The organism is Streptomyces sp. MK7, assembly GCF_032658145.1.
Lineage (GTDB): Bacteria > Actinomycetota > Actinomycetes > Streptomycetales > Streptomycetaceae > Streptomyces > Streptomyces spiralis.
In genome coordinates this window covers 80,610-94,738 of record NZ_JAVACL010000026.1, presented here as the reverse complement: position 1 = coordinate 94,738, position 14,129 = coordinate 80,610, and the positions used below count along the sequence as shown (strand labels likewise).

The following is a 14,129-nucleotide window of genomic DNA, read 5'->3' as shown; positions in this document are numbered from 1 at the left end:
CGTGACCACCGAAGCGTACGTGTACGACGCGATCCGCACCCCGCGCGGGCGCGGCAAGGCAGGCGGCTCCCTGCACGGCACGAAGCCCATCGACCTGGTCGTCGGCCTCATCCACGAGATCCGCGACCGCTTCCCCGGCCTGGACCCGGCCGCCGTCGACGACATCGTCCTCGGCGTCGTCGGCCCCGTGGGCGACCAGGGCTCCGACATCGCGCGCATCGCCGCCGTCGCCGCCGGACTGCCCGACACGGTGGCCGGCGTGCAGGAGAACCGCTTCTGCGCCTCGGGCCTGGAGGCCGTCAACCTGGCCGCCGCCAAGGTGCGTTCCGGCTGGGAGGACCTGGTCCTCGCCGGCGGCGTCGAGTCGATGTCGCGGGTGCCCATGGCCTCCGACGGCGGCGCCTGGTTCAACGACCCGATGACCAACCTCGCCGTCAACTTCGTGCCCCAGGGCATCGGCGCCGACCTGATCGCGACCATCGAGGGGTTCACCCGGCGCGACGTCGACGAGTACGCCGCCCTGTCCCAGGAGCGCGCGGCCACCGCCTGGAAGGAGGGCCGCTTCGACCGCTCGGTCGTCCCCGTCAGGGACCGCAACGGCCTGGTCGTCCTCGACCACGACGAGCACCTGCGCCCCGGCACCACCGCCGACTCCCTCGCCAAGCTGAAGCCGTCCTTCGCGGACATCGGCGACCTGGGCGGCTTCGACGCCGTCGCCCTGCAGAAGTACCACTGGGTCGAGAAGATCGACCACGTCCACCACGCCGGCAACTCCTCCGGCATCGTGGACGGCGCCTCCCTCGCCGCCATCGGCTCCAAGGAGGTCGGCGAGCGCTACGGCCTCACCCCGCGCGCGCGGATCGTCTCCGCCGCCGTCTCCGGCTCCGAGCCCACCATCATGCTCACCGGGCCCGCCCCCGCCACCCGCAAGGCGCTCGCCAAGGCCGGCCTGACCATCGACGACATCGACCTCGTCGAGATCAACGAGGCGTTCGCGGCGGTCGTGCTGCGTTTCGTGAAGGACATGGGCCTGTCCCTGGACAAGGTCAACGTCAACGGCGGCGCCATCGCCATGGGCCACCCGCTCGGCGCCACCGGCGCGATGATCCTCGGCACCCTCGTCGACGAACTGGAGCGCCAGGACAAGCGCTACGGCCTCGCCACGCTCTGCGTGGGCGGCGGCATGGGCATCGCCACGATCGTCGAGCGCGTCTGACCCCCTCCCAACGGATCACCACGGACCATCACGGAGCACCTTCCATGAGCACTGAGCCCACCACCATCCGCTGGGAACAGGACGACACCGGCGTCGTCACCCTCGTCCTCGACGACCCCCACCAGTCCGCGAACACCATGAACCAGGCGTTCCGCGACTCCCTCGCCGCGGTCACCGACCGGCTGGAGACGGAGAAGGACTCGATCCGCGGCGTCATCCTCACCTCCGCCAAGAAGACCTTCTTCGCCGGCGGCGACCTGCGCGACCTGATCCGGGTCACGCCCGAGACCGCCCAGGACCTGTTCGACGGCGGTCTCGCCATCAAGCGGAACCTGCGCCGCATCGAGACCCTCGGCAAGCCGGTCGTCGCGGCCATCAACGGCGCCGCCCTCGGCGGCGGCTACGAACTGGCCCTCGCCTGCCACCACCGGATCGCACTCGACACCCCCGGCACGAAGATCGGCTGCCCCGAGGTGACCCTGGGCCTGCTCCCCGGCGGCGGCGGAGTGGTCCGTACCGTACGGCTGCTGGGCATCACCGACGCCCTGCTGAAGGTGCTCCTCCAGGGCACCCAGTACAACGCCCGCCGCGCCCAGGAGAACGGCCTCGTCCACGAGGTGGCCGAGACCCCCGGGGAACTGCTCGCCAAGGCCCGCGCCTTCATCGACGCCCACCCCGAGTCGCAGCAGCCCTGGGACCGCCCCGGCTACAAGATCCCCGGCGGCACCCCGGCGAACCCCAAGTTCGCCGCCAACCTGCCCGCCTTCCCGGCCAACCTGCGCAAGCAGACGAACGGCGCCCCCTACCCGGCGCCGCGCAACATCCTCGCCGCCGCCGTCGAGGGCGCCCAGGTCGACTTCGAGACCGCCCAGGTCATCGAGGCCCGCTACTTCGTGGAGCTGGCCGCCGGGCAGATCTCGAAGAACATGATCCAGGCGTTCTTCTTCGACCTCCAGGCCGTCAACTCCGGCGCCAACCGGCCCCAGGGCGTCGAGCCCCGCCAGGTCCGCAAGGTGGCCGTCCTCGGCGCCGGGATGATGGGCGCGGGGATCGCCTACGCCTGCGCCCACGGCGGCATGGAGGTCGTCCTGAAGGACGTCTCCCTGGAGGCCGCCGTCCGCGGCAAGGGCTACTCCGAGAAGCTGTGCGCCAAGGCCGTCGCCAGGGGCCGTACGACGCAGGACAAGGCGGACGCGCTGCTCGCCCGCATCACGCCCACCGCCGAGGTCGCCGACCTCGCCGGCTGCGACGCGGTGATCGAGGCCGTCTTCGAGGACCCGGCCCTCAAGCACAAGGTGTTCCAGGAGATCGAGGCCGTCGTCGCGCCGGACGCGCTGCTGTGCTCCAACACCTCCACCCTGCCCATCACCGCGCTCGCCGAGGGCGTCCAGCGCCAGGCCGACTTCATCGGGCTGCACTTCTTCTCGCCCGTCGACAAGATGCCGCTGGTGGAGATCATCAAGGGCGAGCGCACCGGCGAGAAGGCGCTGGCGCGCGCCTTCGACCTGGTCCGGCAGATCAAGAAGACCCCGATCGTGGTCAACGACTCGCGCGGGTTCTTCACCTCCCGGGTGATCGGCCACTTCATCAACGAAGGCGTGGCGATGGTCGGCGAGGGCATCGAGCCCGCGTCGGTGGAGCAGGCCGCGGCCCAGGCGGGCTACCCGGCCAAGGTGCTCTCCCTGATGGACGAGCTGACGCTCACCCTGCCCCGCAAGATCCGCAACGAGTCCAGGCGCGCCGTCGAGGAGGCGGGCGGCACCTGGCCCGCGCATCCGGCGGAGGCGGTCATCGACCGCATGATCGACGAGTTCGGGCGCACCGGCCGCAGCGGCGGCGCGGGCTTCTACGACTACGACGAGAACGGCAAGCGGGCCGGGCTGTGGCCGGGCCTGCGCGAGCACTTCTCCAGGCCGGGGTACGAGATCCCGTTCCGGGACATGCAGGAGCGCATGCTCTTCGCCGAGGCGCTCGACACCGTCAGGCTCCTGGAGGAGGGGGTGCTGACCTCCGTCGCCGACGCCAACATCGGCTCGGTCTTCGGCATCGGCTTCCCCGGCTGGACCGGCGGCGTGCTGCAGTACATCAACGGCTACGACGGCGGGCTGCCCGGTTTCGTGGCCCGCGCACGGGAGCTCGCCGAGCGCTACGGCGAGCGGTTCACCCCGCCCGCCCTGCTGGTGGCCAAGGCGGAGAAGGGGGAGACCTTCACCGACGCGAGCTGAGGCCCGCGCTCAGGCGGACGACGCGCCCCGGGAGGTCCCGTCCCGCGACGCGCCGTCCGCCTCCGTCCCTGTCTCCGCAGAGCCCACCCACTCCCGCAGCTCCTCCCTCAGCGACCGCTGGAAGGTGGTCAGCAGGGCCTGCACCACCAACGGGTGCATATGGGCCGACAGGGACTTCACATCCCGGGTGTCACGCTCGGCGACCGCGTCGCGCAGCAGCCCCGACAGCTCGCGGGCGGCGGCGCGCGCGTGGCCGGTCAGCGCCGTGCGCGCGGCGAGGATCGTCTCCTGGGACAGCGGGACGTCCAGAAGCTCCACCCCGAGCCGGAACAGCCCCGCGTCGACGCGGAACGCGTCCTCCCCCTCCCGAACGACCACGTTCATCGCCGCGAGCCGCTCCACGTCCTCGTCGGACAGCGGCCGCCCGGCCCGGCGTCCGAGCTCGCGGCGGGACACCGTCTCAACGCTCTCCGGCGCCCAGGAGGCGACGACCGCGCGGTGCACGGCCAGGTCGTGCGGGCTGAGGTCCGGCGGCAGCTGCCGCAGATGGCGCTCGATCGCGGCGAGTGTCATGCCCTGGTGCTGCATCTCCTCGATCAGCGCCAGGCGCGCCAGGTGGTCCCCGCCGTAGCGGCCCACCCGGCGCGGACCGATCACGGGCGGCGGCAGCAGACCGCGGCTGCTGTAGAAGCGGACCGTGCGCACGGTGACGCCGGCCCGCGCGGCCAGCTCGTCGATCGTGAGGGCCGGCTCGTCGCTGTCCGTCGTCGTCATGTGCAGCAGTATCGCTGTCGCACCAATGGTGTGAAAGACGGTGACCGATCTGCGTGGGTCGTGTGAGAAGTCCCGCTCTGTGACGTACGCCATCGCATGACGGCCGATCTCCCTGGAAAGGTGCCGTGCTGGTCTGTACCGCGTCACGGGTGGTGCGGGCCGCGACTTGTACGGACGACCGGGCACACCCCGCCCGGCGCACCAGAGAGTGGAACCACCCTTGAGCAAGGACGCCGTGCACACGGCCCAGGTCGCCGACCATCCCCAGGCGGCCGCGATGCCCGCCGACGCGGGCGACGCCGGATACAGCAAGGACCTCAAGCACCGCCACGTCAACATGATCGCCATCGGCGGAGCGATCGGCACCGGACTCTTCCTGGGCGCCGGCGGCCGCCTGCACAGCGCGGGCCCGGCGCTGGCACTGGCCTACCTGGTGTGCGGCGTCTTCGCGTTCTTCGTGGTCCGGGCCCTGGGCGAGCTGGTCCTGTACCGGCCCTCCTCCGGATCCTTCGTGTCGTACGCGCGCGAGTTCCTCGGCGAGAAGGGCGCCTACGTCGCCGGCTGGATGTACTTCCTGAACTGGTCGACGACCGGTATCGCCGACATCACCGCGATCGCGCTGTACACGCACTACTGGAGCCTGTTCACACCCGTCCCGCAGTGGGTGCTGGCGCTGGTCGCACTCGCCGTCGTGGTCGCCGTGAACCTGATCTCGGTGAAGATCTTCGGCGAGATGGAGTTCTGGTTCGCGATCGTCAAGGTGGCCACCCTGGTCGCCTTCATGCTGGTCGGCATCTTCCTGCTGGCCACGCAGCACCCGGTGGACGGCCGGACCCCCGGCCTGAGCGTGATCAACGACCACGGCGGGATCCTGCCGCACGGCGTGATGCCGGTCGTGATCGTCATGCAGGGCGTGATCTTCGCGTACGCCGCGCTGGAGCTGGTCGGTGTCGCCGCCGGCGAGACCGCCGAGCCGGAGAAGGTCGTCCCGCGCGCGGTGAACTCGATCATGTGGCGCGTGGGCCTGTTCTACGTCGGCTCGGTCGTGCTCCTGGCCCTGCTGCTGCCCGGCTCGGTGTACTCGGCCGACGAGAGCCCCTTCGTGACGGTGCTGTCGAAGATCGGCGTCTCCGGGGCGGGCGACGTGATGAACCTCGTGGTCCTCACCGCCGCCATGTCGTCGCTGAACTCCGGCCTGTACTCCACCGGCCGCATCCTGCGCTCCATGGCCGTGGCGGGTTCCGCGCCGAAGTTCACCCGGGTGATGAGCCGCAACCAGGTCCCCTACGGCGGCATCCTGCTGACCTGCGCGATCTGCGTGCTCGGTGTCGGCCTGAACTACCTGATGCCCAGCCAGGCCTTCGAGATCGTGCTGAACGTCGCCTCCCTCGGCATCGTCAGCACCTGGGTGATCATCATGATCTGCCACCTGATCTTCGTCCGTCGCGCCAAGGCGGGCCTGGCCACCCGGCCGCACTTCCGCCTCCCGGGCAGCCCGGTCACCGAGATCGTCACGATCGCCTTCCTCCTGGCCTGCCTGGGCCTGATGTGGAACGACCCCGAGGTGGGCCGCAAGACCCTCCTGCTCATCCCCGTGGTCGCCCTCCTGCTGGTCGCCGGCTGGTTCGGCGTCCGCCGCCGGGTCGACCAGCAGACGGACCAGGAACTGTCCCAGCTCACGAAGTAGCAGCTCACCGCCACTGTCAGTGGCAGCCCGTACGGTGGCGTCATGTCGGAGATCTCCTACATCCGAGGTGACGCCACCGCGCCGTCGGCCAAGGGCGTCAAGGTGATCGCCCATGTCTGCAACGACATCGGGGGCTGGGGGAAGGGCTTCGTCCTGGCCCTCTCCCGGCGCCGGCCCGAGCCGGAGGCGGCCTACCGGGCCTGGCACCGCGACCGCGCGAGCAACGACTTCGGCCTGGGCGCCGTCCAGGTCGTCCCCGTCGACCGGTACCTGTGGGTGGCCAACATGATCGGCCGGCGCGGGATACGCAGAGGCAGCCAGGGCGTGCCCGTGCGGTACGCGGCGATCGATGCGGCGCTGGACCGGCTCCCGGACCGGGCCGTCGAGCTCGAGGCCTCGGTGCACATGCCCCGCATAGGCTGCGGGCTCGCCGGAGGCAGCTGGGAGCGGGTCGAGCCGCTGATCGTGCAGCGGCTGGTGCGGCGGGGGATCGCGGTCACGGTGTACGACCACGACGGCTGAACCGGACCGCCCGAGGCGTGAGCCGGACCGCCCGGGGCGGAGTGGACCGGCGGGCGGTCCGGCCCTCACTCACCTGCCGTGCACGTCGTTCGTCGCCTCGATCTTCTTCCACGACTTCGGCTGCCCCTCGGCCGCAGGCGTCGCGGCGAGGGACGCGGCGCGGGCCGCCGGGGCGGCCGGCTTCAGCGGCTGGAACAGCCAGGTGTCGAAGAGCGCGGCCAGAGGCCGGCCCGAGACCTGTTCCGCGTACTTCTGGAAGTCGGCCACGGAGGCGTTGCCGTAGGCGTGCTGCTGCGGCCAGCCCTTCAGGACGGCGAAGAACGCCTCGTCGCCGATCTCGTTGCGCAGCGCCTGGATGGCGAGGGCGCCCCGGTCGTAGACCGCCACGTCGAACTGGTCGTCCGGACCCGGGTCACCGGGCTTCACCGTCCAGAAGGCGTCGTCGGCCGGGTGCGAGGCGTAGACGTAGTCCGCCAGCTCCTGTGCCGTGCCCTCGCCCTCGTGCTCCGACCACAGCCACTGCGCGTAGCGGGCGAAGCCCTCGTTGATCCAGATGTCCTTCCAGCCCTTGAGCGACACGCTGTCGCCGTACCACTGGTGGGCCAGCTCGTGCACCACCACGGAGGTGTTGGATCCGTTCGCGAACTGCTTCGGGCTGTAGTACACGCGGGTCTGGGTCTCCAGCGCGTACCCGGTCGTCGTGTTCGGCACATAGCCGCCCGCCGAGCTGAACGGATACGGCCCGAAATAGCCGCTCAGCCAGTCGACGATCTCACCGGTGCGCTCCACGCTCGCCCGCGCCGCCCCGTCGTTGTCGCCGAGGTCCTTGCTGTAGGCGTTGATCACCGGCACGCCGCCTTCGGAGGTGCCGGTGGTGATGTCGAACCTCCCGAGCGCGAGCGTGGCCAGATACGTCGCCTGCGGCTTGTTCTGGCGCCAGTTGTAGCGGGTCCAGCCCCGCTGCGAGCTGGTCGACTGCAGCGTGCCGTTGGAGATCGCCCGCGTGCCGTCCGGGACCGCCACCGACACGTCGTAGGTGGCCTTGTCACCGGGGTGGTCGTTGCTCGGGAACCACCACCAGGCGGCCTCGGGCTCGTCCGCCGCCACCGCGCCGTCCGGGGTGCGGTGCCAGGTCGTGAAGCCGTACGCGCTCTTCGTGGACGGCACCCCGCTGTAGCGGACCACCACCGTGATCGGCGTGCCCTTGGCCAGCGGGTGCTTCGGCGTGACCACCAGTTCGTGCTGCCCCGAGGTGGTGAAGGCGGCCCGCGCGCCGTTGACCCGTACCTCGCTGACGTCCAGCAGGAAGTCCAGGTCGAAGCTGGACAGGTCCTGCGTGGTCCGCGCCGAGACGGTCGCCGTGCCCGCCAGCTCGTCCGTGGCGGGCCGGTACGTCAGCCTCAGGTCGTAGTGCGAGACGTCGTAGCCGCCGTTGCCGTAGTACGGGTAATAGGGGTCGCCGATGCCCGGCGCGCCGGGGGAGTAGCTCGCGGCCGATGCCGGGATCGCCAGCAGCAGGGAGGCCGCCGCCAGTGCGCCCGGCACGATGATTCTGCGGTGCACGTCAGCTCCAAGTCATAGGTGGACGAAGGCTGTTCGGAGCCTATTGAGTCCCTGTGACCGCAGGCATGTCCATGGCCACCGCGGTCACACGATCGTCATCCGGCCGTCATGAGTGCCGTGCTTCCCCGGCATCGGCGCCGCCGATCTCCGCATGACTGCGGCCGATCTCCGGCCGGGCGCTCGTGCGTTCAGGCCGCCGGACTCGCCAGCGCGGCCGCCTCACGCGCGCATCCCCACGCCACGGTGACCCCGGCCCCGCCGTGTCCGTAGTTGTGCACCAGCACCCGGCCGTCCGGCAGCTCCGCGCGCTCCAGCCGCACCGCGTGCCGCGCCGGACGCAGCCCCACCCGGTGCTCCAGCACCCGCGCCCCGGCGATCTCCGGCCGCAGCGCCGCGCACCGCGCCACGATCCGCTCGGCCACCGCCGGGTCGGGCGTCAGGGACCAGGCGTCCTCCTCGGCCGTACCGCCGAGCAGCAGTCCGCCCGGCTGCGGAAGGAAGTACGTGGAGGAGTGCGACACCTGGTCGACGGAGGTCAGCCATGTCGTGATCCCCGGGTTCTCCACGACCACGAGCTGTCCCCGCACCGGGTGCACGCCGGGGTCCGGTACGAGATCGCGGGCGCCCAGGCCCGTGCAGTTCACCACCACCGGGGCGTCGACCGCGGCCAGATCCGTCACCGCGCGCTCCTCGACCACTCCGCCGGCCGACAGCAGCCGCTCGCGCAGCCAGGGCAGATGAGTCGACATGTCGATCAGTGGCAGCCGCGCCCACAGCGCCGTCCCCGGGTACTCCCCGGCATGTGCCACCCGGAGCCCGGGCACCCGCGCGGCCCACGGTCCGAGCGCCTCCGGCCGGGTCTCGCCGTGCACCCCCTCGACCATCCGCACACCCGTCTCGTCCGGACGCGCGGCCAAGCCCTGGTACACGGCCAGCGAGTCGAGCGCCCACTCCCCGACGAGCGCGTCCGGCTCGATCCGGTAGGGCCACCACAGTCCGCCCGCCACGGCCGAGGTCGACCGCTCGGCCGGCTCCCTCGTCCACACGCGCACCCGCCGGCCGCCCTCGGCCAGCACGATCGCGGTGGTCAGCCCGATGACCCCGCCACCGACCACCACGACCTCGTCACTCGGTCCACCCGGTTCACCAACCATGCCGGGACCGTAGCGGAGCACGTCATGCCGCACGGACACCGGCCCTGCGCCGGAACCACTCCCGTCAGGCGCTCCCGTTAGGATCGGCGACCTGATGACTGCCACCCTCGTCGCCAAGAACCTCGCCGCCGGACACGGTGACCGCACGCTGTTCTCCGGGCTCGACCTCGTCGTCGCGCCCGGCGATGTGATCGGCCTGGTCGGTGCCAACGGCGCGGGCAAGTCCACGCTGCTCAGGTTGCTCGCCGGGCTGGACGCGCCCGAGCAGGGCGAACTCACGCTCTCCCCGCCGGCGGCGACCGTCGGCCACCTCCCGCAGGAACCGGATCGCCGCCCGGGCGAGACCGTACGCCGGTTCCTGGCCCGCCGCACCGGAGTGGCCGAGGCCCAGCGGGCGATGGACGAGGCCACCCAGGCGCTCGTCGACGGGGTCCCCGGTGCGGACGACCGGTACGCGAGCAGCCTGGAGCGCTGGCTCGGCCTCGGCGGCGCCGACCTCGACGAGCGCGCCGAGGAGGTCGCCGACTCCCTCGGTCTGGCCGTCGACCTCGACCAGCCCATGACGTCCCTCTCCGGCGGCCAGGCGGCGCGCGCCGGCCTCGCGTCCCTGCTGCTCTCCCGCTACGACGTCTTCCTGCTCGACGAGCCGACCAACGACCTCGACCTGGACGGCCTGGAGCGGCTGGAACGCTTCGTGACCGGGCTGCGCGCCGGCACGGTCGTCGTCAGCCACGACCGCGAGTTCCTCGCCCACACCGTCACCAAGGTCCTCGAACTCGACCTCGCCCAGCGGCAGATCAACCTCTACGGCGGCGGCTACGCGGGCTACCTGGAGGAGCGGGAGGTGGCCCGCCGGCACGCCCGGGAGGACTACGAGGAGTACGCGGACAAGAAGGCGGCCCTCCAGGACCGGGCGCAGATGCAGCGCGCCTGGATGGACAAGGGCGTGCGGAACGCCCGGCGCAAGGCGGGCAACGACAACGACAAGATCGGCCGCAAGTTCCGCAGCGAGGCCAGCGAGAAGCAGGCCGCCAAGGCCCGCCAGACACAGCGCATGATCGAACGGCTGGAGGTCGTCGAGGAGCCCCGCAAGGAGTGGGACCTGCGCATGGAGATCGCGGCGGCCCCGCGCTCCGGCGCGGTCGTCGCCACGCTGCGCGACGCCGAGGTGCGGCGCGGCAGTTTCGTCCTCGGCCCGGTGTCCCTGCAGATCGACTGGGCGGACCGGGTCGCGGTCACCGGCGCGAACGGCGCCGGAAAGTCGACGCTGCTGGCCGCCCTGCTGGGGCGGATCCCGCCGGACGCGGGGCACGCGGCCCTGGGCTCGGGTGTCCTGGTAGGCGAGGTCGATCAGGCCCGCCGCCTCTTCCACGGCCCCGAGACGCTGCTGGAGGCCTTCCGCGCGGCGGTCCCGGACGCCGAACCGGTGGACGTGCGCACGCTGCTCGCCAAGTTCGGCCTGAAGTCCGGCCATGTGCTGCGTCCCGCCGCGACCCTCTCGCCGGGGGAGCGCACCCGGGCCGCCCTCGCCCTCCTCCAGGGCAGGGGCGTCAACCTGCTGGTCCTGGACGAACCCACCAACCACCTCGACCTGCCGGCCATCGAACAGCTGGAGTCGGCCCTGGAGTCCTACGAGGGCACGCTGCTGCTGGTCACCCACGACCGCCGCATGCTGCAGGCGGTGCGGACCACCCGCCATCTGGAGGTCGCCGACGGCAAGGTGACCGAACGTTAGCCGCTCGGAGGCACCGGGTGCCATGAGCGCGGCGGACGCGGGGCTTTACACTCGGCAACCGTTGCCTCGCGCAGCGAGACTCCCGACCGAAAGGCCTGGTTGCCCATGTTCCAAGACGCCCCCATCTACCACCAACTCGTTGCCGAGCGCGGCGATGTGCCCGCACGAGTGCGTGACGCGGCCACGAGCGTACGCCGGGAACTCGACGAGGTGATGCGTACGGGGCAGCCGTCGGGCGCCTTCCAGTTGGGTCCCTCGTCCGCCAACGCGGCCCCGCGACCGCATTCGGCCCTACCACCGGGCCCGCACCCTCGGTAACGCCCCGCGGGCACGTGGCCGCGGCGGCCCCATGCCTCGCGATGCGCGCCTCGCCCGCCGCGGGCATACGGTCGCCGTCGGCACATGCCGGCCGCCGGCACATGCCCGTCGTCGGCACATGGCCGCCGTCGGCCGCGGCCCTCACCGGCACATGATCGTCGGCGCGTGACACGGTCGAGCCGATCCCGGCCGGATACCACCCGCCAGGACGGGGCTGACCGGGACGGGGATGACCGGGACGGGCCTGATGGGACGAGAGCGGACCGGTCCTGACGGCCTCGCACCCGGAGGGTCTCCACCAAGCCCGGTGCCTGAACCGTCCGGCCGGGCCCGACTGGCCTGGGGCCCGTATGGGCCGTGACTGCCGGAACCGTCCGGGCCCCGCCCGGCCCGGTACGGCTCACCGCCGGGACCGCTCGCTCACGCGGCGGGCCCCGGCGGCGCCGGTTCGCGGGCCAGGCCCCGGCGGCGCCGGTTTCCGGCCCCAGGCGGTTGCCGTCAGCGGCGGCCGTTCTTCGAGTCGAGCAGGCCCGCGCGGCGCAGGGCGTCGGCCATCGCGCTGTTGGCGGGCGGCGGCGCCTGGCGCGAGCCACCGCCGCCACCGCGGCCCTGGCGCTGCTGCGGCGGACGGCCGCCGCGCTGCCGGCGCTCGCCGCCGCCCTGCCGCTCCTGCGGCGCCGCCTCGTCCTCCAGGCGCAGCGTCAGCGAGATCCGCTTGCGCGGGATGTCGACGTCCAGCACCTTCACCTTGACGATGTCGCCCGGCTTGACCACGTCCCGCGGGTCCTTGACGAACGTCTTCGACATCGCCGAGACGTGCACCAGACCGTCCTGGTGGACGCCGACGTCCACGAACGCCCCGAAGGCCGCCACGTTCGTGACCACGCCCTCCAGGATCATTCCGGAAGACAGGTCGGAGATCTTCTCCACGCCCTCCTTGAACGTGGCCGTCCTGAACGCGGGCCGCGGGTCGCGGCCGGGCTTCTCCAGCTCGCGCAGGATGTCGGTGACCGTCGGCAGGCCGAACGTGTCGTCGACGAACTCGGCCGGCTTCAGCGAGCGCAGCACCCCGGTGTTGCCGATCAGTGAGGCCACCTGCTGGCCGGTGGTCTTCACCATCCGCCGGACCACCGGATACGCCTCCGGGTGCACGCTGGAGGCGTCCAGCGGGTCGTCGCCGCCGCGGATGCGCAGGAAGCCGGCGCACTGCTCGTAGGCCTTCGGGCCGAGCCGTGGCACCTTCTTCAGCTCCGCGCGGGACCGGAACGGCCCGTTGGCGTCCCGGTGCGCCACGATGTTCTCGGCGAGCCCGGAGGTGATGCCGGAGACCCGCGCGAGCAGTGGCACGGACGCTGTGTTGACGTCCACGCCCACGCCGTTCACACAGTCCTCGACCACCGCGTCCAGCGAGCGGGACAGCTTCACCTCGGACAGGTCGTGCTGGTACTGGCCGACGCCGATCGACTTCGGGTCGATCTTGACCAGTTCGGCCAGCGGGTCCTGCAGGCGGCGCGCGATGGAGACCGCGCCACGCAGCGACACGTCCATGTCCGGCAGCTCCCGCGAGGCGTACTGCGACGCCGAGTACACCGACGCGCCCGCCTCCGACACCATCACCTTGGTGAGCTTCAGCTCCGGGTGCCTGCTGATCAGCTCACCGGCGAGCTTGTCCGTCTCCCGGGACGCCGTGCCGTTGCCGATCGCGACCAGATCGACCGAGTGCTCCTTGGCGAGGCGGGCCAGCCTGGCGATCGCCTCGTCCCAGCGGTTGGCCGGGACGTGCGGGTGGATCACGTCCGTGGCGACGGCCTTGCCGGTCGCGTCCACCACGGCGACCTTCACACCCGTACGGAAGCCCGGGTCCAGGCCCAGCGTCGCGCGGGTGCCGGCCGGGGCGGCCAGCAGCAGGTCGCGCAGATTGGCCGCGAACACGTTCACCGCCTCGTCCTCGGCGGCCGTACGCAGCCGCAGGCGCAGGTCGATGCCGAGGTGGACCAGGATCCGGGTGCGCCAGGCCCAGCGGACCGTGTCCGTGAGCCACTTGTCGGCGGGCCGGCCACGGTCGGCGATCCCGAACCGGTTGGCCACGATGCCCTCGTACGACGACGGGCCGTCGGTGGGCTCCTCCGGCTCCAGGACGAGGTCGAGGACCTCCTCCTTCTCGCCGCGCAGCATCGCGAGGATCCGGTGCGAGGGCAGCTCGGTGAACGGTTCGGCGAAGTCGAAGTAGTCGGCGAACTTCGCGCCCGCCTCCTCCTTGCCCTCCCGCACCTTGGCGGCCAGCCGTCCGCGCACCCACATGCGCTCGCGCAGCTCGCCGATCAGGTCCGCGTCCTCCGAGAACCGCTCGGTGAGGATCGCCCGGGCCCCCTCCAGCGCGGCCTGCGGATCGGCCACTCCCTTGTCCGGGTCCACGAAGGCGGCCGCGGCGGCGAGCGGCTCCACGGCCGGGTCGCCGAGCAGGCCCTCCGCCAGCGGCTCCAGGCCCGCCTCGCGGGCGATCTGCGCCTTGGTCCGCCGCTTGGGCTTGTACGGCAGGTAGATGTCCTCCAGCCGCGCCTTGGTCTCGGCGCCCCGGATCCGCGCCTGAAGCTCGTCGGTGAGCTTGCCCTGCTCGCGCACCGACTCCAGGATCGTCGTCCGGCGGTCCTCGAGCTCCCGCAGATAGCGCAGCCGCTCCTCGATCGTGCGCAGCTGCGCGTCGTCGAGCATCTCGGTCGCTTCCTTGCGGTAGCGGGCGATGAAGGGCACCGTCGAACCGCCGTCGAGCAGCTCCACGGCGGCCTTCACCTGCCGCTCCCGTACGCCGAGCTCCTCGGCGATCCTGCCTTCGATGGACCCTGCTACGAGGGACCCGGGTGTCGTCACGTTCCCGTACCGCCTTCTCCGCTTCGACTTGCGCGGCAATTGTGACAGGCCCCACCGACAACCGGGC

General features: G+C 71.9%; 10 protein-coding genes. 6 read left to right on the top strand and 4 right to left on the bottom strand.

Annotation, left to right across the window (positions count from 1 at the left end; genetic code table 11):
- Position 1: 1 nt before the first annotated feature.
- Together R2S09_RS25745 and R2S09_RS25740 are read left to right on the top strand one after the other, a co-directional pair.
- On the top strand, positions 2 to 1,216 hold the full coding sequence (locus R2S09_RS25745) for an acetyl-CoA C-acetyltransferase (protein WP_030169164.1): 1,215 nt from the start codon (positions 2 to 4) through the stop codon (positions 1,214 to 1,216).
- A gap of 44 nt (positions 1,217 to 1,260) precedes the next feature.
- On the top strand, positions 1,261 to 3,441 hold the full coding sequence (locus R2S09_RS25740; protein ID WP_316743506.1) for a 3-hydroxyacyl-CoA dehydrogenase NAD-binding domain-containing protein: 2,181 nt from the start codon (positions 1,261 to 1,263) through the stop codon (positions 3,439 to 3,441).
- Between the two features lie 9 nt (positions 3,442 to 3,450).
- Here the strand turns inward: R2S09_RS25740 and R2S09_RS25735 are convergent, their stop codons facing one another.
- Positions 3,451 to 4,215: a MerR family transcriptional regulator gene (locus R2S09_RS25735; RefSeq protein WP_316743504.1), complete on the bottom strand. Its 765-nt coding sequence runs from the start codon at positions 4,213 to 4,215 to the stop codon at positions 3,451 to 3,453.
- 220 nt (positions 4,216 to 4,435) lie between these two features.
- Here R2S09_RS25735 and R2S09_RS25730 point away from each other — a divergent pair, with 220 nt between their 5' ends.
- The gene (locus tag R2S09_RS25730) at positions 4,436 to 5,902 is read left to right on the top strand and encodes an amino acid permease (RefSeq protein ID WP_306192170.1); all 1,467 of its coding nucleotides are present in this window, start codon (positions 4,436 to 4,438) and stop codon (positions 5,900 to 5,902) included.
- Positions 5,903 to 5,944: 42 nt separating this feature from the next.
- Positions 5,945 to 6,424: a macro domain-containing protein gene (locus tag R2S09_RS25725; RefSeq protein ID WP_316743502.1), complete on the top strand. Its 480-nt coding sequence runs from the start codon at positions 5,945 to 5,947 to the stop codon at positions 6,422 to 6,424.
- Positions 6,425 to 6,493: 69 nt separating this feature from the next.
- Here the strand turns inward: R2S09_RS25725 and R2S09_RS25720 are convergent, their stop codons facing one another.
- The gene (locus R2S09_RS25720; protein ID WP_316743500.1) at positions 6,494 to 7,987 is read right to left on the bottom strand and encodes a M1 family metallopeptidase; all 1,494 of its coding nucleotides are present in this window, start codon (positions 7,985 to 7,987) and stop codon (positions 6,494 to 6,496) included.
- 188 nt (positions 7,988 to 8,175) lie between these two features.
- The gene (locus R2S09_RS25715) at positions 8,176 to 9,141 is read right to left on the bottom strand and encodes an FAD-dependent oxidoreductase (protein WP_306192173.1); all 966 of its coding nucleotides are present in this window, start codon (positions 9,139 to 9,141) and stop codon (positions 8,176 to 8,178) included.
- A gap of 94 nt (positions 9,142 to 9,235) precedes the next feature.
- Between R2S09_RS25715 and R2S09_RS25710 the strand changes: the two genes are divergently transcribed.
- Together R2S09_RS25710 and R2S09_RS25705 are read left to right on the top strand one after the other, a co-directional pair.
- Positions 9,236 to 10,876, top strand: a complete 1,641-nt coding sequence (locus R2S09_RS25710) for an ABC-F family ATP-binding cassette domain-containing protein (protein ID WP_316743498.1) — start codon at positions 9,236 to 9,238, stop codon at positions 10,874 to 10,876.
- A gap of 105 nt (positions 10,877 to 10,981) precedes the next feature.
- Positions 10,982 to 11,194: a hypothetical protein gene (locus R2S09_RS25705; protein WP_316743497.1), complete on the top strand. Its 213-nt coding sequence runs from the start codon at positions 10,982 to 10,984 to the stop codon at positions 11,192 to 11,194.
- A gap of 498 nt (positions 11,195 to 11,692) precedes the next feature.
- Here R2S09_RS25705 and R2S09_RS25700 read toward each other — a convergent pair whose 3' ends face one another.
- Positions 11,693 to 14,062 (bottom strand): Tex family protein, encoded by a 2,370-nt coding sequence (locus tag R2S09_RS25700; protein WP_316743496.1) that lies wholly within the window; start codon positions 14,060 to 14,062, stop codon positions 11,693 to 11,695.
- Positions 14,063 to 14,129: the final 67 nt, after the last annotated feature.